The 22,069-nt window shown below is 41.3% G+C and carries 22 protein-coding genes; 4 read left to right on the forward strand and 18 right to left on the reverse strand.

What is annotated here, in order from left to right; all coding sequences use genetic code 11:
* Window positions 1–30: 30 nt before the first annotated feature.
* The 3 genes from FKM52_RS10695 to FKM52_RS10705 form a co-directional block, all read right to left on the reverse strand.
* Window positions 31–285 (reverse strand): XapX domain-containing protein, encoded by a 255-nt coding sequence (locus tag FKM52_RS10695; RefSeq protein ID WP_181407922.1) that lies wholly within the window; start codon window positions 283–285, stop codon window positions 31–33.
* Window positions 282–527: a DUF1427 family protein gene (locus FKM52_RS10700; protein ID WP_141176152.1), complete on the reverse strand. Its 246-nt coding sequence runs from the start codon at window positions 525–527 to the stop codon at window positions 282–284. The genes FKM52_RS10695 and FKM52_RS10700 overlap by 4 nt, the downstream gene beginning before the upstream one ends.
* A 61-nt stretch (window positions 528–588) precedes the next feature.
* Window positions 589–1,278: a hydrolase gene (locus FKM52_RS10705; protein ID WP_141176153.1), complete on the reverse strand. Its 690-nt coding sequence runs from the start codon at window positions 1,276–1,278 to the stop codon at window positions 589–591.
* Window positions 1,279–1,633: 355 nt separating this feature from the next.
* Here FKM52_RS10705 and FKM52_RS10710 point away from each other — a divergent pair, with 355 nt between their 5' ends.
* From FKM52_RS10710 to FKM52_RS10725, 4 genes are read left to right on the forward strand one after another with little or no spacing between them, the layout of a single operon-like run.
* The gene (locus FKM52_RS10710; protein WP_141176154.1) at window positions 1,634–3,508 is read left to right on the forward strand and encodes an amidohydrolase; all 1,875 of its coding nucleotides are present in this window, start codon (window positions 1,634–1,636) and stop codon (window positions 3,506–3,508) included.
* Window positions 3,509–3,513: 5 nt separating this feature from the next.
* Window positions 3,514–3,936 carry a DoxX family protein gene (locus FKM52_RS10715; protein WP_141176155.1) on the forward strand — a complete coding sequence of 141 codons (423 nt, stop codon included), beginning with the start codon at window positions 3,514–3,516 and terminating at the stop codon, window positions 3,934–3,936.
* Window positions 3,923–5,557: an MFS transporter gene (locus FKM52_RS10720; RefSeq protein ID WP_141176156.1), complete on the forward strand. Its 1,635-nt coding sequence runs from the start codon at window positions 3,923–3,925 to the stop codon at window positions 5,555–5,557. Before FKM52_RS10715 ends, FKM52_RS10720 begins: the two co-directional genes overlap by 14 nt.
* Window positions 5,558–5,603: 46 nt before the next feature.
* Window positions 5,604–6,425, forward strand: a complete 822-nt coding sequence (locus FKM52_RS10725) for an alpha/beta fold hydrolase (RefSeq protein WP_141176157.1) — start codon at window positions 5,604–5,606, stop codon at window positions 6,423–6,425.
* A gap of 310 nt (window positions 6,426–6,735) precedes the next feature.
* Here the strand turns inward: FKM52_RS10725 and FKM52_RS10730 are convergent, their stop codons facing one another.
* The 15 genes from FKM52_RS10730 to FKM52_RS10800 form a co-directional block, all read right to left on the reverse strand.
* Complete coding sequence (locus FKM52_RS10730) at window positions 6,736–7,440, reverse strand: glycosyltransferase (RefSeq protein ID WP_181407923.1); 705 nt, start codon at window positions 7,438–7,440, stop codon at window positions 6,736–6,738.
* Between the two features lie 80 nt (window positions 7,441–7,520).
* Window positions 7,521–8,423 carry a glycosyltransferase gene (locus FKM52_RS10735; RefSeq protein ID WP_141176159.1) on the reverse strand — a complete coding sequence of 301 codons (903 nt, stop codon included), beginning with the start codon at window positions 8,421–8,423 and terminating at the stop codon, window positions 7,521–7,523.
* A gap of 3 nt (window positions 8,424–8,426) precedes the next feature.
* Window positions 8,427–9,917 (reverse strand): glycosyltransferase family protein, encoded by a 1,491-nt coding sequence (locus FKM52_RS10740; protein ID WP_141176160.1) that lies wholly within the window; start codon window positions 9,915–9,917, stop codon window positions 8,427–8,429.
* Window positions 9,901–10,992 carry a DegT/DnrJ/EryC1/StrS family aminotransferase gene (locus FKM52_RS10745; protein WP_141176212.1) on the reverse strand — a complete coding sequence of 364 codons (1,092 nt, stop codon included), beginning with the start codon at window positions 10,990–10,992 and terminating at the stop codon, window positions 9,901–9,903. Before FKM52_RS10745 ends, FKM52_RS10740 begins: the two co-directional genes overlap by 17 nt.
* Before the next feature lie 13 nt (window positions 10,993–11,005).
* Complete coding sequence (locus FKM52_RS10750) at window positions 11,006–13,555, reverse strand: FkbM family methyltransferase (RefSeq protein WP_141176161.1); 2,550 nt, start codon at window positions 13,553–13,555, stop codon at window positions 11,006–11,008.
* 2 nt (window positions 13,556–13,557) lie between these two features.
* Window positions 13,558–14,538: a GNAT family N-acetyltransferase gene (locus FKM52_RS10755; RefSeq protein WP_141176162.1), complete on the reverse strand. Its 981-nt coding sequence runs from the start codon at window positions 14,536–14,538 to the stop codon at window positions 13,558–13,560.
* On the reverse strand, window positions 14,528–14,758 hold the full coding sequence (locus FKM52_RS10760; protein WP_141176163.1) for an acyl carrier protein: 231 nt from the start codon (window positions 14,756–14,758) through the stop codon (window positions 14,528–14,530). The genes FKM52_RS10755 and FKM52_RS10760 overlap by 11 nt, the downstream gene beginning before the upstream one ends.
* Window positions 14,759–14,760: 2 nt before the next feature.
* Window positions 14,761–16,338 (reverse strand): HAD-IIIC family phosphatase, encoded by a 1,578-nt coding sequence (locus FKM52_RS10765; RefSeq protein WP_181407924.1) that lies wholly within the window; start codon window positions 16,336–16,338, stop codon window positions 14,761–14,763.
* Window positions 16,331–16,738 (reverse strand): sugar 3,4-ketoisomerase, encoded by a 408-nt coding sequence (locus FKM52_RS10770; protein WP_141176165.1) that lies wholly within the window; start codon window positions 16,736–16,738, stop codon window positions 16,331–16,333. The genes FKM52_RS10765 and FKM52_RS10770 overlap by 8 nt, the downstream gene beginning before the upstream one ends.
* Window positions 16,739–16,750: 12 nt before the next feature.
* Window positions 16,751–17,299: a dTDP-4-dehydrorhamnose 3,5-epimerase gene (rfbC, locus tag FKM52_RS10775; RefSeq protein WP_141176166.1), complete on the reverse strand. Its 549-nt coding sequence runs from the start codon at window positions 17,297–17,299 to the stop codon at window positions 16,751–16,753.
* Between the two features lie 4 nt (window positions 17,300–17,303).
* A complete protein-coding gene (gene rfbD, locus FKM52_RS10780) occupies window positions 17,304–18,179 on the reverse strand; it encodes a dTDP-4-dehydrorhamnose reductase (RefSeq protein ID WP_141176167.1) in 876 nt (291 codons plus the stop codon).
* Window positions 18,176–19,039, reverse strand: coding sequence for a glucose-1-phosphate thymidylyltransferase RfbA (gene rfbA, locus FKM52_RS10785; protein ID WP_141176168.1), 864 nt, complete (start codon window positions 19,037–19,039; stop codon window positions 18,176–18,178). Before rfbA ends, rfbD begins: the two co-directional genes overlap by 4 nt.
* Window positions 19,040–19,058: 19 nt before the next feature.
* On the reverse strand, window positions 19,059–20,099 hold the full coding sequence (gene rfbB, locus FKM52_RS10790; RefSeq protein WP_220446295.1) for a dTDP-glucose 4,6-dehydratase: 1,041 nt from the start codon (window positions 20,097–20,099) through the stop codon (window positions 19,059–19,061).
* Between the two features lie 26 nt (window positions 20,100–20,125).
* Window positions 20,126–20,866, reverse strand: a complete 741-nt coding sequence (locus FKM52_RS10795; protein ID WP_141176170.1) for an ABC transporter ATP-binding protein — start codon at window positions 20,864–20,866, stop codon at window positions 20,126–20,128.
* Window positions 20,866–21,633: an ABC transporter permease gene (locus FKM52_RS10800; protein WP_141176171.1), complete on the reverse strand. Its 768-nt coding sequence runs from the start codon at window positions 21,631–21,633 to the stop codon at window positions 20,866–20,868. The genes FKM52_RS10795 and FKM52_RS10800 overlap by 1 nt, the downstream gene beginning before the upstream one ends.
* Between the last annotated feature and the right edge of the window lie 436 nt (window positions 21,634–22,069).

Raw genomic sequence — 22,069 nt, forward strand, 5'->3', positions numbered from 1 at the left:
ATGCGTTCACGCTGGCGTGAACGGCACGCCTCAGGGGGCGTTTTTGCTGTCCGGGGGCGGCGCGCCGCTGATTTTAGGCACGCATTCATGGCGAAACCAGGCCAGGGTGACCGGCTGCCGTGCCAGCAGCCGACGGAACAGCGGGATCAGCTGTTCGCCGACCAGCATGCCGAACAGCCCCAGCAGAGCGATAACCGGCGGCGCGGGCGAGTGGATATTGGCCATGCCATAAATCACGCCCGCCAGCAGACCTACCGCCAGCGAAAGAAGAGAGGATTTCATCATAATCCGCCACTCCGTGTATAGAGGCCGGCGACAGCGGATGCCGCCGTTGCGGAATGTGCCGCAAATGGCGCGGCGGCGCTCACCGGCGGCGCAACCACCAGCGCCGCCAGCTTTTCGCCGCTTAACATGCCCAGCAGCCCGATAAGCGCAATAGCGGGCGGCGCGGGCGACCGTACCTTAAGCAGCGCATAGAGCAGCCCAATCACGATCCCGGCGGCAAGCGAGATGGCGCCTGCTATCATGTTGCTTCTCCCATTGATCCTGCCTCAGACGGGCCGCAGCAGCGCTCCGGCCCGCGCGCGATTACTTGTTGGCCGGCGCCGGCGCCAGCGTACGGTGCGTGCCTTGCGAACGCGCCGGGGCTTTATGCACCATGGTATAAGCGTAATCGACGCCCATACCGTAAGCGCCGGAGTGCTCTTTAACGATATCCATCACCGCGTTGTAGGTCTCTTTGCGCGCCCAGTCACGCTGCCACTCCAGCAGCACCTGCTGCCAGGTTACCGGCACCACGCCCGCCTGGATCATGCGCTGCATGGAGAAGTCGTGCGCCTCTTTCGAGGTACCGCCGGAGGCATCCGCCACCATGTAGATCTCATAGTCGCCTTCAAGCATGGCGCACAGGGCGAAGGTGTTATTGCACACTTCGGTCCACAGTCCGGCCACCACCACCTTTTTCTTGCCGTTTTTCGCCAGCGCGTCGCGCACCTTTTGGTCATCCCAGGAGTTCATGGAGGTACGCTCCAGAATGTCGTGCTCCGGGAACACGTCCAGCAGCTCCGGGAAGGTATTGCCGGAGAAGCTTTCAGTTTCAACGGTGGTGATGGTCGTCGGGATGTTGAAGACTTTGGCCGCTTTCGCCAGGCCTACGACATTATTTTTCAGCACCTGACGGTCAATCGACTGGACGCCGAAGGCCATCTGCGGCTGCTGATCGATAAAAATAATCTGGCTGTTAGCGGGAGTCAGAACTTCAAGCTTAGCGTTGGTCATGAGAGTACCCATTAATGAGGTTTAAGTAACAAGGGTCCGCAAAAGAGGTGGCGGAAACATAATGACAGTGACCGGAAAGGCGTTACGCTGCCGATAGCGACGCAGGGGGAAAGCGCCGCATTATGCTGATGCCGCTGACCACGCCGGGCCGAACTTCGCTGTCAGGGCGGATAGTAAAAGGAGTTTGCCGGCCGGGCTATTATCTCTGTGTATAACTATACGCTTGTATAACTAGACGCTGCTTTCAAGCGCTGACCATAATCTCGCCAACTTCCGCGCCCTGCTTGCTTCATGCAGCGCGCTTTTTTTCCGGGGGCCTTGCCGCCTTATTCGGACGTTTCAGACAGGAGGATTTATGGTTTCGCTCGGTAAAGCAGAACTGATATTTATCAACGGCCGCCTACATACCGTCGACAGGGAGAACCCCATCGCCGAGGCAGCCGCGATTCGTGACGGGCGCTTTTTGGCGGTCGGCAGCGCTGCAGAGGTGATGGAATATCACGATGAAGGAAGCAAGGTGATCGATTTGCAGGGCCACACTGCGATTCCCGGCCTGAATGATTCCCACCTGCACCTGATTCGCGGCGGGCTTAACTACAACCTGGAGCTGCGCTGGGAGGGCGTGCCGTCGCTGGCGGACGCGCTGCGGATGCTGAAAGAGCAGGCGCTGCGTACTCCTTCGCCGCAGTGGGTGCGCGTGGTAGGCGGCTGGACCGAATTTCAGTTCGCCGAGCGCCGTATGCCGACGCTGGATGAAATTAACCAGGCGGCGCCCGATACGCCGGTATTCATCCTGCACCTTTACGATCGCGCCCTGCTGAACCGCGCCGCGCTGAAGGTGGTGGGCTACACCAAAGAGACGCCTGACCCGCCGGGCGGCGAGATCCAGCGCGACGCCAACGGCAATCCGACCGGGATGCTGATCGCGCGCCCCAACGCCATGATCCTCTACGCCACGCTGGCGAAAGGGCCGAAGCTGCCGCTGGAGCAGCAGGTCAACTCTACGCGTCAGTTTATGCGCGAGCTGAACCGCCTCGGCCTGACCAGCGCTATCGACGCCGGCGGCGGCTTCCAGAACTACCCGGAAGATTATGAAGTCATCGCCGAACTGCACCAGAAGAAACAGATGACCATCCGCATCGCCTACAACCTGTTTACCCAGCGGCCTGGTCATGAACTGGAAGATTTTGAGAAGTGGACCGATATGCTGACGCCGGGTCAGGGCAGCGATTTCTTCCGCCACAACGGCGCGGGCGAGATGCTGGTATTTTCCGCCGCCGACTTTGAAGATTTTCTGGAGCCGCGTCCCGATCTGGCGCCGGGCATGGAGGATGAGCTAGAGCGCGTGGTGCGCCATCTGGTGGAGCATCGCTGGCCGTTCCGCCTGCACGCCACCTATAACGAATCCATCAGCCGCATGCTCGACGTTTTTGAGCGCGTCAACCGCGATATTCCTTTCAACGGCCTGCACTGGTTCTTCGACCATGCGGAAACCGTGACCCAGGCCAATATCGATCGCATTAAGGCGCTGGGCGGCGGCATCGCGGTGCAGCACCGCATGGCCTTCCAGGGGGAATATTTTGCCGAGCGCTACGGCATCGAAGCGACCCGCCATACGCCGCCGGTGGCGCGCATGCTGGAAACCGGCGTGCCGGTCGGCCTTGGCACCGACGCCACGCGCGTCGCCAGCTATAACCCCTGGACGGCGCTCTACTGGCTGGTTTCCGGACGCACCGTGGGCGGCATGCAGATGTATGACGTTAACGCGCGCCTCGATCGCGATACCGCGCTGCTGCTCTGGACGCAGGGCAGCGCCTGGTTCTCTAACGAACAGGGCAAAAAAGGCCAGCTGAAGGCGGGCCAGCTCGCCGACCTCGCGGTACTGAGCAAAGATTATTTCCGCGTGCCGGAAGAGGAGATCAAAGGCATTGAATCGGTGCTGACGGTGGTCGGCGGCGAGATTGTCTACGCAACGGGCGCGTTTAACGCGGAAGCGCCGCCGGCCATCCCGATAGTGCCGGAGTGGTCGCCGGTGGCGAAGGTGCCGGGGCACTACCGCAGCGCGCCGCCGCAGGCTAATCGCGCCGCACTGATGCCGATGGCGCATCATTGCAGCGGGCCGTGCGGCGTGCATCAGCACCAGCACGATACCGCACGCGGCTCGTCGGTGCCGGTTTCCGACGATAACGCCTTCTGGGGCGCCCTTGGCTGTAGCTGCTTCGCTTTCTGACGCCGATGAAAAATCAACGCCATCTCTCGCCCCGTATCGACGCGGGGCTGTTGTTTCTTCGCCTGAGCGGCAGCCTGCTGCTGCTCTATGTTCATGGCCTGCCGAAGCTGCTGCACTTTAACGCCGAGCTGACGCACATTGAGGACCCGTTTGGCCTTGGCCCGTGGATGAGCCTGCTGCCGGCGCTGCTGGCGGAGGTAGTCTGCCCGCTGTTTATTATCGTCGGCGTCGGCACGCGCCTCGCCTGCCTGCCGATTATCGGCGTGCTGCTGGTGGCGATGCTGGCGGTGCATCCCGACTGGAGCATCGCTGAAGGGCAGTTCGGCTGGCTGCTGCTGATTATCTTTACCACTCTGGCGTTAACCGGGCCGGGCCGCTGGCGTCCGGGCCATACGCAAACTAAAGGATATCGCTATGGCGCAGGTTAATGATATTCACGACGTCAGCACGCAGGCCGCCGCGCCGGCGTCCTCCGCCTCCGGCTCCTCGTGGCAGCCGCTGCGCCAGCCGGTGTTCCGTATGCTGTGGATCGCCACGGTGGTATCGAATATCGGTTCATGGATGAACGACGTTGGAGTGAACTGGGCGATGCTGACGCTCAGCGCCAGTCCGCTGTCGGTGGCGCTGGTGCAGGCCGCCAGCAGCCTGCCGATGTTTCTCTTCGCCCTGCCCTCAGGCGTAATGGCCGATATCGTCGACCGCCGTAAATATCTGCTTTTTTCGCAGCTGTGGGTATTTATCGCTGCCGCCGGACTTACCGTGCTGTCGCTGCTCGGCATGGTGACGCCGTTAGTGCTGCTGGCGGCGGCCTTCCTGCTCAGCGCCGGAGCCGCAATGAGTTCGCCGCCTTTTCAGGCGATCGTGCCGGATCTGGTGGCGAAAAACGAGCTGGGCGCGGCGATTGCGCTGAATTCGCTGGGAATTAATATCAGCCGCGCCATCGGCCCGGCGCTGGGCGGCCTGATTTTGTCGCTCTCCGGCCCGTGGATGGTGTTTTTGCTGAACGCGCTGTCGGTGCTGGGCGTGGCCTGGGTGCTGTGGCGCTGGCAGGCGGAGCCGGCCATTCAGCGCCTGCCGCCGGAGCACTTTTTCCCGGCGGTACGTGCCGGACTGCGCTACGTACATGCCGCGCCGGTGCTGCGCAACGTGCTGGCGCGCACCGTAGCGTTCTTTCTGTTCGGCAGCGCAGGCTGGGCGCTGCTGCCGCTGGTGGCGCGCCGCGAGCTCGGTCTGGGCCCCGGCGGCTACGGCATCATGCTTGCCTGCATCGGCCTGGGAGCGATCTGCGGCGCCGTGCTGCTGCCGCGTCTGCGTCAACGCTTCAATCCCGATCGCCTGATGGTGCTGGCCAGCCTGCTGTTCGCCGCGACGATGCTGGCGCTGGCCTTTGTGCGCCACTTCTGGCTGCTGAACGCCTGTGAATTCTTTACCGGCTTCGCCTGGATTGCGGTGCTCTCCACGCTGAACCTCGGCGCGCAGCGCAGCGCGGCGAAATGGGTTAAGGCGCGGGCGCTGGCGGTCTACCTGACCGTTTTCTTCGGCGCAATGACGACAGGCAGCGCTATCTGGGGACAGCTCGCCGCGCACTTTTCCATTCCCGTTTCACTGAGCATCGCCGCCTTCGGCATGGTACTCGGCTGCTTCACGGTCTTCCGCTGGCGGCTGAATAAAGATCCCGATCTTAATCTGGAGATCAGCGGGATCGCGGAAAACGCGCCGCAGCAGGCCATCGCCCATCAGCGTGGCCCGGTAATGGTGATCTATGAATATCAGATCGATGCGCAGGACGCGCACGCCTTTACGCTCTGCGTGCAAGAGATTCGCCGGGTACGGCGGCGCGGCGGCGCTCTCAGCTGGGCGGTTTATCAGGATGTTCAGCGCCCCGGCCTGTTTGTGGAAACCTTTGTTGTCGGCTCATGGATCGAACATCTCAGGCAGCATGAACGCCATACGATGAACGATTTAAAGATTCAAAATCGCGTACAGGCTTTTCATCGCGGCGGGCAGCCGCCCGCAGTGCGCTATCTTATCGCGCCCGGTAAAGCCTAACCCGCGCCCGTTAACCTTGTTCAATCATAAAAATGAGGATGTAGATATGAGTATGTTCAGGACGCAGGATGGCACTCAGCTTTATTACAAAGACTGGGGTACAGGCAAGCCGGTGCTGTTCAGCCACGGCTGGCCGCTGGATGCTGATATGTGGGACAGCCAGCTTAATTTCCTTGCCGAACGCGGCTATCGCGCCATCGCCTTCGACCGCCGCGGCTTTGGCCGCTCGGAGCAGCCGTGGCAGGGCTACGATTACGATACCTTCGCTTCTGATATCAACGATCTGATCGAGCATCTGGATCTGCATGATGTAACGCTGGTCGGCTTCTCCATGGGCGGCGGCGACGTGACGCGCTATATTGGCCGCTACGGCAGCGCGCGCGTTTCGGCGCTGGCGCTGCTGGGCGCGGTTACGCCCATTTTCGGCAAGGCCGACGACTATCCGCAAGGCGTCGATTTAAGCGTTTTTGCCGGTATCCGTGACGGGCTGTTGAAAGATCGCGCGCAGTTTATCAGCGATTTCTCCTCGGTTTTCTATGGCACCAACGCCGGACAGACGGTTTCCGCAGGCGTGCTGACGCAGACGCTGAATATCGCCCTGCTCGCTTCGTTGAAGGGAACTCTTGACTGCGTTACCGCCTTTTCCGAAACCGATTTCCGCGGCGATATAGCGAAAATTGATGTGCCGACGCTGGTGATTCACGGCAGCAACGATCAGGTGGTGCCGTTTGAAACTACCGGCAAGGTGGCGGCGGAAACCATCCGCAACGCGGAACTGAAGGTGTATGACAATGCGCCGCACGGTTTCGCGGTGACGCATCAGGATCAGCTGAATAACGATCTGCTGGCTTTCTTACAGGCGCGGTAAATCAGAACGGCTATGTCACCTGCGCGGACACCCAAGCTAAACAGCAGGCGACATGGTACCTTGAGCAAAGCGTCCCGCGCCACGGACGGCGCGGGCCGAGCGGTCATGGATGACATTTTTGCGTCTTTGCGAACGGACCATGTCACCTGCGCGGGCGCCTCGTAATTATTCCGCATGTTCGAAGTAACGACCATAGATATGATGAATTTTTTTAAATTAAGAACGGAGGATAATCAAAGTTTAAAATAAAAAATTCCCATTATAAAAATATACATACTCTTTATTACCGAAATACATTTTATTTATAAAGTTAAAAACCTGTATGGTAAACTATATAACTTCTAAGGTACCACATGAAATCCTTTGATAAAAAATTTCTATTACGATAGCCTCCAAAATGCGTCGCTTTTATATCTGGATAATAAATAATGTTATACCCATTTCGCTTAGCTCTACGACAAATATCGACATCTTCAAAATACATGAAATACTTTTCGTCAAACCCACCTAACTTTTCATACACTGAACTTTTAAAAAGCAAAAATGATCCTGCAGCCCAATCCACACAGGTTGCTTGATGAATTTTATTTTTATCATATTCACATGGGTGTTTTTTAGAAAAAAAAGCGATAGCCGGCGTAAGAATATCAGGGAATTTTTTTATCGAACCTTCTGGTTTAGCCAGCGCTAAGTCTTTATGTAAATTAATAGTGCAAATATTTTCATCACTAACAATAGCATTTTTCATTAGATGAAATATGCTTTCACACGAGACAACAACATCGGGATTAAGAATTAAAAAATAATCATCACCTTTCATCCCTAATTCTTTCTTGCAATATTCAAAAACGATATTGTTATTTCTACCGAAACCACATGAGTATTGTTCATCAATGATATGTATGCGGTTTTTATCTGCAAATGTATATAGCTGCTGGGTACATTTTGTGTTGCATTTAATTATGACCTCATGGTCATGACTCAATAAAGACAGAACGTTATTTTCGACAATCATTTTATCACTATTGTGACTTATCGTCGAAATGAATAAGCGCATCATGCTTTTAATACCTCATTACAGCAAATACTAAAAATTCACCTATAAACAAAGTAAATAATTTTTTTGAAAAAATTTAGATTACTAAAATCATAATTACCATCGAAATAAACATATAGACCATCTAATTTTTTAATTCGGGAAAAAACTTTTTGGGCCTGGTTTAATTGATAAACATAATTTTTTATTTTTTTAGCTGCTCTAAAAACATACTTAATTTTCCACACACAATTACTGGTTCTCAACGCACCTATTTGATTACAATTATGTTGTCGATAATATATTAAAGGTTTATCTATATGTTTTGAAATACCATAATACCTTGCCATAATAGCTACCCACCAATCATGCATACAGATTGAGTTATTAGCAATGTATGTTATTGATTCTAAAATCAAATCACGAAGCTTTCCGTTTATACATGAAGAAGCCCCTTGTACACAGTTCTCCAGCAAAATTGAATCATCATTCAAAACATCAATATTTAAACCTGCATAGTTAATGAAACTCTTGCTCAATATATTAAGATGAGAGTCGACAACATATGCATCAGAAAATAAGAGAATTGGTTTTTTACTATCCAATTGATAAAAGGCATCAGCGAAACATGAAACTTTATCATCTAACCATACATCATCTTGATCAGAAAAGAAAAGATGTTCTGCAGTAGAATATTTCATTCCGTAAATAAAATTATTAGCTATGCCCGCTTGTGGACCACGTATAATTTGATAACGGGTATATGAATGTCGATCAAAACAAATTTTACATTTTTCTATAGTTTGATCTGTAGATCCATCATCAGAAATAATGATTTTTACTGGTTTTATAACTTGCTTTAAGATACTTGAAATTTGTTCATCAATATAGGTAGCACCATTAAAGGTACAAATTAAGACATCATACTCGAACGTTTCTTTCAATTCAGGTGTTTTGTCCATAATTTAAAAATTCATATGTATTTTAAATAAATAAATTTTAAATCGCCTGGTACCTTTATCGAAGTAAGTTGATAATTTAATCCAATTCCGAAAAGAGAACAAAAATCTTTCTCTGGTATTAAATAATAATATAAACTCATCAAGTAAAGTAAATTGTTTCCAGGCTATATTTGTATAACATATTTTACGTGATTTTTTATACCTATCGGCCAACTGAAAAGTTTTTTCAACTCGGTCCTGCCACAGTAATAAATTCTGGCAATTTTTAAAACTCTCTGAGATACGATGGCTTAGATAGTCACTATAATCATTATCATTAAGTATTTTATTCGTTTTTTCAATTAATTCAGTCGGTGAATGGCAAAATGAATCCGTTTCATATGTATAATCGAGATGACCAGTAACACATTTTAAGGAAAGCGTCGTTTTTTTTAAAATGACTGTATCGCCAAGAGCAGTACCTCCACTCATTGGGAAACTATCAACAATAAGTTCGCTTTTATTAATGTAATTCCAATATTTATCACCAATCACTCTGCCTAAAAAAACAACCCTGCCATTATATTTTCCAGACAGCTGCTGCCATTCAGGATAATCCTCTTCAGTTGGGCCAATGATATTAAAAATAACATCTTTGCGTGTCTGCAAAATGCTATTCATATAATCATAAAAAGAAAACTGCCCCGGGATAGCCAGATACTTATGAGGCATTCCAATACTGGTGATAATCTTCACGTCACTGGTGACATGAGGTTTTACTGACAATGTATCGTTGCTAACATCACTTGCAGGTATTCCTAATACAAAATTATTAGTAATTCCTCTATATTCTTCTGAAAAACGTTTTCCCCATGAGCGCGTTTCACAGATGAGATGCGCAATTCTTATCCCCACCCAGAATAAATGGTCTGCATGATTATATAATATAATCGTTCTGGGGAAATCATCTGAACCAAAAGCCAGAAGAGGTATAATATCATCCATATGAGTATGAAGGACTATTCGTTCATATTTGATGGCGATACGCCTCAATGTTAGCGCATTATAAATATCAAAAAAAATGTGTCCAGCCGAGTAAATATCACCTCCCGTTTCTTTTGTGTTACGGTAAAAAACATCAGGAATTTTGTTTTTTTTCATTCGGGTAAAATATACTGAATGTTTTTCTCCTTTTGCGTGATATTTTATCCATCTTTCAACCACTTTCGAATGCCCACCAACGCTGTAGCATTCGCTAACAACATGCAAAACTGAGTTTTTTTGACAGATCGTAGGTAAATTTAATTTTATTTTTTTGGCGCATGAAATGAAAAATTCTTCTATTTCAGGAGAAGTATATGCGCCAATGCTTCCTCTGGTTGCTAACTTAAGCGCCTTCTTATAAAGAAAATACTTCTTTAATCGGAGTTTTGCTGACCGAGCCCGGTCTATAATTTTATTAAAATGGGCTCGGTTTCCTTCCAGAGAAACTGCGATCTTATCCTTGGTAAGCATTAATCAGACTCACAACTTTTTCTACATCCGCCATATTCATTACCGGACTAATTGGTAATGATACTTCTTCAAGATGTATTTTTTCCGTTACCGGAAATTGTAGCTTTTCCCATTCTCTGTACGCACCCTGTTTATGTGGAGGAATGGGATAATGTATCAAGGTTTCCACCTTATTTTCTTTGAGATAATTAATGAATTTTTCACGAGAGGCAACACGAATAGCAAAAACATGCCACACATGAGATAATCGATCACAACAAACAGGCAAAGTGATTAAACTATTTTTAATATTCCCCAGGTAAAACTCAGCAATAGTTCTGCGATACTCATTTTCTTCATCAAGGAAAGGTAATTTAACATTCAGTATCGCAGCCTGCAGTTCATCCAAACGTGAATTTATGCCCTTATATATATTATGATATTTTATTTCCGAACCATAATTAGCTAAAATTTTCACATTTTTATACAACTCAAAATCATTTGTAGTGATTCCGCCTGCATCGCCTAAAGCACCAAGATTTTTCCCCGGATAGAATGAAAAAGCACCAGCATCCCCCAAATTGCCTACTCTACGTTCTTGATAGATAGCTCCATGTGCTTGTGCGCAGTCTTCAATAATTTTTAGATCATATTTTTTTGCCAAGCGCCATATTTTTTCCATCTGAACCGCTTGTCCATAAAGATGGACGACTAAGATAGCTTTTGTCTTTTCAGTAATTTTTTCTTCTATCAAATCAGCATCAATATTATATGTTATAATATTCGGCTCAACCAGAACAGGTTTACAACCATTTTCTGATATAGCCAGAATAGAAGCAATATATGTATTTGCCGGTACAATAATTTCATCTCCGGCACCAAAACCATAAGCTTTTATGATTAAATTTATCGCATCAAGGCCATTAGCCACTCCAACAAAATATTTAGTCCCACAAAACTCAGAAAATTTTTCACTAAAGTCTTTATTTTTATTTCCTAACAAGTACCATCCACTATCAAGCACCTCTTCGATAGCACAAGAAATATGAGCTCTGTACTTTTCATTTATTTTTTTTAAATCTAAAAATTTAATCATTTTCATCTCAACATCAATTGGGTTCAGCAATTAGCATCGTGTCAACAATAACAGACTTATCAGAAGGCTTTCTTATTTTAAATGTATAGCCCAAATCATAATTTTCAATTATGGTTTTTATTTTAAAAAAGTCTTGTGCACTATGATAAATACTTATAATTAAAATTGGTTTTTGATTGCGAATAGTTTTTTCTGCCCCACTGAGAAACTTCTTCTCAAACCCTTCAATGTCAACTTTTATCAGGCCAACATCTATCCCCATTTTATCTACATAGTTATCAAGCGTAATAACTCTAACGTTTTCTGTAACTTCGCTTTCTGAGCATTCAAACTCAAACGTAGAAAAGTCATCATTAACAGCAATATTAAGGTTTTCCTCTTTATCGCCAAGGGCAATTTTATTCAAAATAACATTATTAATGTTGTTTTCTATAATAGTTTTTTTTGCCAATTCATACATCCTGGATGTCGGCTCAAAAACGTGGACTTTATCGCTTGTCTCTTTAGAAAAAATTAGCGCGGAATCACCAAAACTTCCGCCAACATCGATGATCGCCTTATTCCTGACAAACTTTAATCCTGACAGTTCATCTATAAAATATTTATAATAAAAGATAGTTGTAGTAATCAAATTTATCGGAATAATATATTTACCATAAGCGTAATATTCGTTATTAAGTTTTATAATGCTTGAAGCATGCTGATCTTCTATCTTTTTAAGTGCATGTTTTTCTTCGCTGGTAAAATGAAAGAAACTGGTTTTGTGCTTACGGTATTTTTGGACTCTGGAAATTATTCTATTTACAATATAAATGCTTTCATCATCCAAACCTGAAATAAGTTTTATATAATCACTTTTAATATCCCCACAAAAATACTCAAAAGATTTTTCAGATAGTATTTTTTCACAAGTATCCATTTGCTGGATTTGATTGTTTCTTAGTAGCTCGATGCTTGCTTTAATGTCTAAGCATTTTTTCTCCAGAGCACCATGCAATGCAACAGATTCTTCACAGGAGCAATTATCGTTATTGCAACATAATTTATTCAACTGCAGTAAAAGAGTTTCCACCTGCTCTTTTAACTTAATATAATCGCCTGTTGCCACTTTTTCAACAAGTTGTTTTTTGATAGCTTTGATATCTTTATTTATTTCTTGTTGGCCATAGTTAATTAAGTTTGCAAGATGTTGTCCCATTAACGTAATTTGATTTCGCGACCGACTTAATAAGCGATACTTGAATTTTTTTCTGCCAACATGGCAAATTTCAAAACAAGGAACACCCATAAAATATAGTCTTTTCCATTGCTGGTCAGGCATAGGTCTAAAGTGAAACAACTTAATGATATTCAGAAAACGTGCATAAATGAAACCATTTTTTTCGCGGTAAATATCAAAAATCTCATAATCCATTAACTTGATTTTTTTTATAATTTGAGAAAAATTTTCTGTCGCCTTAATAAAATCACGATAAGTAAGAGATGATTTTGATAACATACTTACGAATGGTTTAATCGTATGATCAATACTATGATGAGTTATATAGTATTGATACGCCTTTTGACCAAGTTGCGTTTTTTTTTCTCGAACATATACATCATCAAAAATCTCACATAACGGAATCGGAGAAAGATTTAACTTCTGAAACTGATCTTCATACCATCCTAAACAGTAACCTTGCGTATCATGTAGATAAACATAGCTATTACAATTTATAGGATGTATATTATGTGGGATAATGACAGATGGAAGTGAAAGCGCAGCGCCTTCAAGGACAGATGTTCCCATAGCAAAAAGTATATCAACTTTCTGAGCCAAATATGAGTCAAGCTCTGCGCTTGAAAGAGTACCAACAAAGATAATGTTAGATTTCTTATAATTCTCTCTTAATATAAGCTTCTTTTCTGGTCCATCCCCTATTATATGAACGTTAACTTTATTGCTAATTTCAAGCAATTCTATATTATCCAATAAATTCAAAAGACTGTATATTTTATCCGTACACAATCTTCCCAGTACAGCCACATTATAATTTTCCGCTGATATAATATTTTTACAAGCTTTAATTTTTTTCGTAGGCAAACTTATTGGCACAATATCTTTATTGAATGTGATTTGAGCCGTGTTCTGTCCTAACCTATGCGACTCGTCACAAAAGAAAACAGAAGAACTGTTACGAATAAGATTAAGAAATACACTCATATCTTGTTCGGAAATACGCCAGTTATTGTAAAGAGTTGATATACAACACATGTGCCAATTAATAAATATCAATTTACTATCAGGATGTAAACAGGGAATCCAACCTGCAAAGTAAACAGGAGTAATAAGAATAACAGGAGAATCTATCTTTATAGAAAAGTCAGTTTCAGAGACAACAATTTTCTTTACTTTTTCATTTTGGATAAGGTTGTCAGAAAGACTATTTTCATAATCGGTATAATAAACTTCATAATCAACTGATTCTGCCAATTTATCAGCTAGCCTTGTCAAATAAATTGGCCCACCGGAAAGCTCTTTCCAGGGGAAATAAAATACAACCTTTATGGGCTTTCCGAGCATTGCTATTCCTCGATGAATTCAATAATAAATTTATTTGGCAGAACTACAAAGCAGATACGTTTTTTAAAATACACTGAAATCTCAGGCTTTGCCAGGATACGTATCCTTTTATGTTTAATTGTTTCCAACATTGAGTCAAATTTTTTAATTTTATAAGCAAAATGATAATTTTTGATATTCGCTTCATTCCACTTATCGAGTGTATTTCTACCAGGCAAATTTTCTAAAAGTTCTAACCTTGGAGAATGGTCGCTAATAATAAATTGACCTCTAATACCCTGGACTTCATCCTTAAATATTTTATCTTCACGCCGGTACCCAAAAGTACGATAACTGCTAAACTCTTTTTCTATGTTTGTAGTCGCGACACCTATATGATGAAATTCAATCTCACCGAAAAACTTCCTTAAATTCCTCTTGTATATAAATAAAGATTTATCTTCAATAACGTCCTGAATATTATTATAATAATATTCCTTAGTAACATAGTGTTCAACTACATTAAATTGAGCTTCATTTATCTCGACATATTTTTCAATAACTCCTCGTCTTAACTCATTTAACGAATCATGAAAAGCTACTACAGAGTGATTATCTTCGATTGTACGGCAATAAACTTCCGATAGACCAATATATTCAAAGGATGCCTTAAAAATCAAATCTACACTTTCAATTGCAGCCAGACTTGATTTTTTAATAACCCAGCGCCCCCATTCCCCTTTTCCATCCTGAATATTATAAACACTAATTAAACCTTCTGGCTCACCAGAAAGCAGATTTTCGATCACAAAATAATAATCATTATCCCGCAAAAAGTATTCTCTTATCCACTCTTCTTGTTGCGCTTTATCTGGAGAAATTTTATTAATGAAACGATTTCTTTCTATATCGTCCAAACGAATATCAATAATAAATTGAGCGTCTGATAATTTTACGGGACGAAGTCTGTAAGCGGCACCATCAATAACTATATTATGATTCATTTTTAATTTTTTCCTCAACTGTCTGGATTAGCAATTTGGGTGTGATCATCTCGGATATCTCTTCTGGTTCAAACATAATGTTAAACTCTTCCTCCAGGGATAAAATAAGCTCCAAATGTGTAAAAGAATCCCAAAGCCTTTTGTCCTCCATATGATGGATAAGCTCACTGGCTGGTTTTTTTGCGACTCTGGAGATAATTGCTATGATTTTTTCAGACATATCTATTCCTTAATACTGGTTTTTACAATTTCAGATGGAATGAGGTAATGGAATACAGAAGGAGATTTAAATTGTGATAAATGTTTTTCAAAAAATTGTATTGCAGGTAAATTACGATCACCCACGGCGATTTTTGAATGCAATTTTATCTTACCGAGTTTTTTTAAACCAACAGATATAGCACCGAGAACTATAATATCATCGATGCCGCGACCAAGCGCGCGGCAGCTTACAAAGCATTCATCCAGATCGATCCAATCATTTTGTAAATCATTTTTCAAAATTACAACACCAACAATACCAGACTCTGAGAGTTTATCTTTAACGGAAACTGCAACAATGACATTATTATTCATAATCTCTTCTATTTCCGCAGTTGTATATCTTCTGTAATTAAAAATAAACTGATTTGTTTTATTAGAGAGCTCAGATATCCGATAAATTTCATTAACTGGATTTACTAAAAAATCCAATTCTATATTCATTTGTTTAATAAAATCCTCTTTGGATGTATTGTCAATAATCCTTTGTCTTACCTGATTAGCCTTAGAGTCAAGACTACGCAATGAGTCCTCGTTTGTTCTACCTTTTTTAAAAAGCCCAGGATAGTTATTTAAAATTTCCAATGTAATTTCGGCATTTTCTTTGGCTAAAATGGTTCTTATCTCTGGATGAGCTTGTTGTACTGATATTAATTCGCCAATGTTATCATCAATAAATAGAATACTATTTATACCTATATTTAGCTTTTCTGCAATATCACAGATAGCTTGAGCTTTAGGTTCCCAGGAAGCCTTACATATCGTTATGTTCGTATCATTTATGAGAAAGTCTTTTCTTTCGCTTAAAAGTTTATTGACATCGCGCTGATCGTTTTTTGAAGCAATACAAATAAAGAAACCACTTTTGGCCAGTTCTGCAAGCCGTTCTTGTAATAAAGCATGAGCTTTTGTTAACTCAATATTATTGATTCCATCCTCTCCTAACACGCCTCTATAAAGCGTGTTATCCAAATCAAGGACGATACATTTAATGGAAGGTTTAAGCAATGATGGTAGATAATTCAACCCCAGATCTTTTGAAACGGTTGTAATTAAATCCATACTCATTTTGGTTCCGGAAAATTTTTCAAGCCGAAGGTCTTGGTACTTTTCCCCTAGTACATTAGCCCACTTGCTAATATCATACAGCGTTATTTGTGGATCGCATAAAGAAATGGATCCTCCATAAAAGCAAAAAAGTATGTCTTTTTTATATATGCTTTTTAAAAACGCTAAACGTTCCTTGATGAAAACTTCAAAATCAGATTGGTATCGGCTGAGATCTAACCAAATAATTAACAGATCAGAACCTAAATCCAGATCAAAAAAAGTCAAAGAATCATCATAATCGCTATAGTCAAAATCTATAGTTAAATTAGCATAATCTAAAAATGCTGAAATTGTTTTTTCAATCATTTCAAATGAGTGATTTCGATAGACATAAATCTTATATGCCTCACTATTTGATCTGGCTGTATAGTTTATTAGCTGTTGTCTGCCAGGATTAGACTCAAATATAAAATCCTGGAGATCAAACATGTGATTCATTTTTCACCTCCAACAAATACTCAGCATAATTAAAAACGTATTCATTTTTATCATATGGTTCACTACATAAAACAAGCAAGACAGCATCGTCACTAAAACTGTGCATCTCCTTCCACACCATTCTGTCAAGGAATAATCCGCGGGTGGGACTATCAAGTACAAAATCTACATTATCCATGCCTTGTTTTATAGTTACAGTGCAGCGTCCTTTAACTGAAACCAGGACAAATTTAGTTTTTCGATTTGCATGACAGCCACGCGGCACTTCCCCCTTAGTTCCATATACATAGAAGACACGTTTTAGAGGAAATGGTACGTGTACTCCACCTTCTATTGCAACCAGCGTTCCCCTGGAATCCCCCATCTCTGTAAAATCAATTAAATAATACATTTCCCTAACCTTTTAAATCTCAATGTAGTCTGCATTTTTAAATAAACAACCATTTTCATCTTTTGATGAAATAATTGGATTATCGATTCCCCAGTCAATATTAATATCTGGATCGTTCCATTTAATAATTCTTTCTTTTTCAGGATTGTAATAATTCGTCGCTTTATAAAATATTTCTACTTCATCTGTTAAGGCAGCAAAACCGTGGGCATAACCAGCAGGAATCCATAACTGATAATTATTTGTATCGCTAAGAACTATGCCATACCACTGGCCTAATGTTTCAGAGCCTGCTTTTACGTCAACTATTACATCCAGGATTTTCCCTTTTAATACATGGATTAACTTACCCTGAGCGTCTGGTTGCAATTGATAATGTAATCCCCGAATTACATTTTTTTTGCTTTTACTTTGATTATCTTGTTTGAAGTATACAGGCTTTCCAACAACACTTTCAAAATCAGAACTATTGTAGCTTTCATAAAAAAAACCGCGACTATCAGAATAAATATCAGGTATAATTATTTTTACATCGTTAAATTTTGTACTTAAAACTTTCATAGACTCACTTTAAATTAAATATTATATGGTCTAAGGCTTCATTCCAGTTTTTTTGCTCTATACCAAAAATCCTTTTAATTTTCGAACAATCTAATCTGCTGTTACTTGGTCTTTTCGCCATCGAATCTAATTCACTGGATAATATTTCTTTAACCTTCACATCCTCGCTAAGGATATTTTCCCTCTTAGCAATTTCAATAATTTTTTTAGCAAAACCATTCCAATTTGTATAAGGTAACCCACCATAATGGTAAGTACCATATTCAAATTTTTTACCATTATTTATGTGTTGTACCATTCTTTCTACGGCAGAAGCCAGATCTAATACATAAGTTGGGGAACTATATTGATCGGTAACTATACTAAGGCTTTTATTTTCCATGCCTTGTTTTATTATTTTTTTTGCAAAGTTAGTCCCTCTTTCTGAAAATAACCATGAAGTACGGATGATAAAATATTTATCCATTCCCTTCCGGACATTTTCCTCCCCAATTAATTTAGTTTCACCGTAAAAATTTATTGGGACCGCAACATCTGTTTCTTTATAAGCTTCTGTTTTATTCCCATCAAAAACGTAATCTGTTGAAAAATGGAATAAAATAGCTCCGATTTCCCGTGATGCTTTCGTTATATGTTTTAATGCAATAGCGTTAATGTTTAATGCACTGTCTCTGTCAGTTTCTGCCTTCTCCACATCTGTATACGCAGCAGCATTAAATATATAATCTGGTTTTATTTTTATTATTTCATTACTAACTAACTCATCATTAGTAATGTCCATTTGTTGCCTTGTTTTAATTATTACATTATATTTTCTTTTAAATATGTCATATAAAGCTTTACCCAATTGCCCCTGAGCACCAATTATTAGTATTTTCATCTTATTAATTCTAATAAATATTTACCGTATTCATTTTTAGACATACTTAGTGCTATTTTATGGACTTCGTTAGTCGTTAACCAACCATTTCTCCATGCAATTTCTTCAAGGCAGGCAACTTTTAGGCCTTGCACATCCTCTATTGTTTGAACAAATGAAGATGCCCCTATCAAACTTTCATGAGTCCCTGTATCTAACCAGGCAAACCCGCGCCCAAACAACTCTACATTTAATTTTCCTTTTTCCAAATACATCTGGTTAATTGTAGTGATTTCTAACTCTCCACGTTTTGATGGCCGTACATTTTTAGCCATTTCAACAACCTGGCTATCATAGAAATATAACCCTGTTACCGCATAATTTGATTTAGGTACCACAGGTTTCTCTTCAATAGAAATCACTTTCATGTTCTTATCAAATTCAACCACACCAAATCTTTCTGGATCCTTTACCTGGTATCCAAAAATTGTTGCTCCGTCTTTCCTTCTGGCCACATTATTAAGCATTTGGCTAAATGACTGTCCATAAAATATATTATCTCCCAATACAAGGCATACATTATCATTTTCAATAAACTTATCACCGATAATAAATGCTTGAGCCAACCCCTCAGGCTTTGGTTGTACTGCGTAAGTAAGGTTGATGCCAAAGCTACTACCATCACCCAATAATCTTATAAAGTTATCTTTATCTTCTGGCGTTGTGATTATTAATATATCTTTGATACCAGCCAGCATTAAAGCTGATAGTGGATAATAGATCATCGGCTTATTATATATAGGCAATAGCTGTTTTGATACGCCACGAGTTAAGGGATATAAACGAGTACCAGAACCACCTGATAATACTATTCCTTTCATATAAACTTTGCCTTCTATATTATTTATTCTTATTGAGAATGTTTTCCCACCAACATTTATTTTCTAAATACCACTCAACTGTCTTCCTGATACCTGATTCAAATGTCTCCTGGGGTTTCCATCCTAATTCACGATAAATTTTCCCGGCATCAATTGAGTACCGCAGATCATGCCCAGGCCGATCTTTTACATATTTAATTAAAGAACGGCAGGATGACTTTCCGTTTTTTTGCCCCTTGTTTATACTATCCAGTATATTGCAAATGAGCTCTACAACTTCAATATTGGTTTTTTCATTGTGCCCACCAATATTATATGTCTCGCCAATATTCCCTTTCGTTAATACTGTATATAATGCTTTTGCATGATCTTCAACATATAGCCAATCCCTAATCTGCTTGCCGTTCCCATAAACTGGTATTTCTTTTCCCTTTAAGGCATTAATTATTATTACAGGTATCAGCTTCTCTGGATAATGATAGGGACCGTAATTATTTGAACAATTTGTAATAAGTATTGGCAAACCATATGTACGATGCCATGCACGAACTAAATGGTCACTTGAGGCTTTAGAGGCTGAATAAGGACTGCTCGGATTATAGGCCGTCGTTTCTGTGAATAATAGTTCCGTATCACTTAAATCCCCAAAAACCTCATCGGTTGATATATGATGAAATCTGAATTTACTTTTTCCCGTTTTTTCGAGCCCATGCCAGTATCTCCTTGAGACTTCCAACATAGTGTAGGTGCCAATAATATTGGTTTTTATAAATATTTCCGAGCTATTTATTGATCTATCAACATGCGATTCTGCAGCCAAATGCATAACGACATCAGGTTTGTGTTTATTAAATATTTTTTCCAGTTGCTCCATATCACATATATCTAATTTCTCAAAAACATATCGAGAACTATGTTCTATATCTCGCAGGGATTCCGGGTTACCGGCATAAGTTAACTTATCCACGTTAACAACGATATCATTTGTATTATTGATGATATAACGGACTACTGCTGACCCAATAAATCCAGCTCCACCGGTTACTAGCACCTTCATAATTTATCTCTATTTTTACTTTAACGTTTTCAGCTCATTGCTTTTATAAATGCTGTAGTAACTTCACCTGCATCACCAATCATTTTTATTTTATGTTCCTCGATCCACACAACCTTGTCACATATTCTAATAACGTCCTCCATACTGTGGCTGACAAAAAGTATTGTAGTTCCCTTTTTTCTGAAATCATTTATTGTGTTAATGCATTTATTTTGAAATGCTATGTCACCAACTGCCAGCACTTCATCTATTATCAATATATCTGGTTCAATTTGCGTAATAACTGAAAAGCCTAGCTTAGCCAGCATCCCACTAGAATAAACTCTTATAGGCTCATCAATAAAAGAGCCCAACTCTGAAAATTCTATTATTTTATCCAGCTTAAGCGCTATCTCTTTCTTACGAAGCCCAAGAAGTGATGCATTTAATTTTATATTTTCTCTCCCTGTCAGATCGGGATGAAATCCCCCACCAAGTTCGAGCATTGACGCAACGCGTCCGTGAACGATTACCTGTCCTGAGGTTGGTTTTATTACTCCTGCAACTAACCCAAGTGAGGTGCTTTTTCCTGCTCCATTTCTTCCAATAAGAGCTACTGATTCACCTTTTTTTATGCTGAAACTAATATTGTCAATCGCTAAATAATTTCTTTCCTTGAGCATTTTCCATGCTTTTTTAGGATTAAATATCAACCCCTTTATGCCTGCTCCCAAATGGTGATAAAGCGGATAGCGTTTAACAACATTAATAAATTGGATAACGTTTTCCATTAGAGTATCTCAGCGAACCGGAATTTTAATTTATTAAATACGAAAAAACCAAGCACTAAAGTTATTATCCCTGTAGTATACAATGATGTTATCGCTCCCCAGTTTAGTAAACCATTTAAAAATAAATCACGCCAACTCACAATCATCTCTGCCAGCGGATTATAATTTTCTATCCATTTATATTTTTCTGGAATTAGATCAGCAGAATATAGTACCGGTGTGCAATAAAACAATAACATTATACCTAAGGTAACGAAACGTTCTAAATCTCGTAAAAATAAATTCAATGTAGAAATTATTAAAGCAAAGCCATATAATAAAATAATTTGACCAAGAGAAATAACAGGTATGCCAATTAACCATTCAAATACTGGAGATATATCATAGAACTTCAGAAAAATAATAATCACTGGAATAGTGCATATAAAATGGAAGAACTCCATAAGCACGCTACTTAACGGTATAATAGAACGCGGGAAAAGTGTCTTTTTAATTATTTGAGCATTTGAAACATATGCCAAAAGTGAAGAGGTTACAACTCCAGCAAACCATTGCCACGGGAACAGACCTGTAATCAGGAATACGGTATAATTTGGTATTTGAACTTTCAAAACCAATTTAAATATAAAATAATAAATTAATGCAAATAGCAGCGGGTTAGCAACAGACCATACATACCCCAACAAGCTATTCTTATATCTTATTTTTAGTTCTTTTTGAGTTATTATCAAAACCAAATCATATATATAACCAATATTAACCTTCATATTTTTAACTCTTAAGAAATAAAAAGTGATATATCAAAAAAACCTATAACAGAAACAAAACCTGATGAGATAAAACTTTCAACGCAGCACCTTATAACCATAACCAGATTATATTTACTCATCAAAGTACCATTACTCATTTTACCTTATGTTTTCCCGCTAAAAAATCAATGTAATAACCCTGTTTTATGAAACTAATGAAAAGCTTGTCATTTTCCTTTTAAGCGTACAATAAAAAACCATAATAGATAAAATAACACATACCGATGATATCTAAGGTTACAAAACCTGCTTTATATTTTTATTTAAAACATCATTTATTATATTCTTTATATATCAACAACCAACTAAATATCTATAATATCAAATAATGACTTTTTAATTTTTTGATATTAATAACAAAAATAGATGCACACTGCATATATATGCTAAACCA

The sequence above is a fragment of the Mixta tenebrionis genome (assembly GCF_006517625.1).
Taxonomy (GTDB): domain Bacteria; phylum Pseudomonadota; class Gammaproteobacteria; order Enterobacterales; family Enterobacteriaceae; genus Mixta; species Mixta tenebrionis.

Excerpts from the sequence above, each read along its gene's own strand:
- FKM52_RS10695 (WP_181407922.1), bottom strand. The coding sequence starts at position 285 with ATGATGAAATCCTCTCTTCTTTCGCTGGCGGTAGGTCTGCTGGCGGGC.
- FKM52_RS10700 (WP_141176152.1), bottom strand. The coding sequence starts at position 527 with ATGATAGCAGGCGCCATCTCGCTTGCCGCCGGGATCGTGATTGGGCTG.
- FKM52_RS10705 (WP_141176153.1), bottom strand. The coding sequence starts at position 1,278 with ATGACCAACGCTAAGCTTGAAGTTCTGACTCCCGCTAACAGCCAGATT.
- FKM52_RS10710 (WP_141176154.1), top strand. The coding sequence starts at position 1,634 with ATGGTTTCGCTCGGTAAAGCAGAACTGATATTTATCAACGGCCGCCTA.
- FKM52_RS10715 (WP_141176155.1), top strand. The coding sequence starts at position 3,514 with ATGAAAAATCAACGCCATCTCTCGCCCCGTATCGACGCGGGGCTGTTG.
- FKM52_RS10720 (WP_141176156.1), top strand. The coding sequence starts at position 3,923 with ATGGCGCAGGTTAATGATATTCACGACGTCAGCACGCAGGCCGCCGCG.
- FKM52_RS10725 (WP_141176157.1), top strand. The coding sequence starts at position 5,604 with ATGAGTATGTTCAGGACGCAGGATGGCACTCAGCTTTATTACAAAGAC.
- FKM52_RS10730 (WP_181407923.1), bottom strand. The coding sequence starts at position 7,440 with ATGATTGTCGAAAATAACGTTCTGTCTTTATTGAGTCATGACCATGAG.
- FKM52_RS10735 (WP_141176159.1), bottom strand. The coding sequence starts at position 8,423 with ATGGACAAAACACCTGAATTGAAAGAAACGTTCGAGTATGATGTCTTA.
- FKM52_RS10740 (WP_141176160.1), bottom strand. The coding sequence starts at position 9,917 with ATGCTTACCAAGGATAAGATCGCAGTTTCTCTGGAAGGAAACCGAGCC.
- FKM52_RS10745 (WP_141176212.1), bottom strand. The coding sequence starts at position 10,992 with ATGATTAAATTTTTAGATTTAAAAAAAATAAATGAAAAGTACAGAGCT.
- FKM52_RS10750 (WP_141176161.1), bottom strand. The coding sequence starts at position 13,555 with ATGCTCGGAAAGCCCATAAAGGTTGTATTTTATTTCCCCTGGAAAGAG.
- FKM52_RS10755 (WP_141176162.1), bottom strand. The coding sequence starts at position 14,538 with ATGAATCATAATATAGTTATTGATGGTGCCGCTTACAGACTTCGTCCC.
- FKM52_RS10760 (WP_141176163.1), bottom strand. The coding sequence starts at position 14,758 with ATGTCTGAAAAAATCATAGCAATTATCTCCAGAGTCGCAAAAAAACCA.
- FKM52_RS10765 (WP_181407924.1), bottom strand. The coding sequence starts at position 16,338 with ATGTTTGATCTCCAGGATTTTATATTTGAGTCTAATCCTGGCAGACAA.
- FKM52_RS10770 (WP_141176165.1), bottom strand. The coding sequence starts at position 16,738 with ATGTATTATTTAATTGATTTTACAGAGATGGGGGATTCCAGGGGAACG.
- rfbC (WP_141176166.1), bottom strand. The coding sequence starts at position 17,299 with ATGAAAGTTTTAAGTACAAAATTTAACGATGTAAAAATAATTATACCT.
- rfbD (WP_141176167.1), bottom strand. The coding sequence starts at position 18,179 with ATGAAAATACTAATAATTGGTGCTCAGGGGCAATTGGGTAAAGCTTTA.
- rfbA (WP_141176168.1), bottom strand. The coding sequence starts at position 19,039 with ATGAAAGGAATAGTATTATCAGGTGGTTCTGGTACTCGTTTATATCCC.
- FKM52_RS10795 (WP_141176170.1), bottom strand. The coding sequence starts at position 20,866 with ATGGAAAACGTTATCCAATTTATTAATGTTGTTAAACGCTATCCGCTT.
- FKM52_RS10800 (WP_141176171.1), bottom strand. The coding sequence starts at position 21,633 with ATGAAGGTTAATATTGGTTATATATATGATTTGGTTTTGATAATAACT.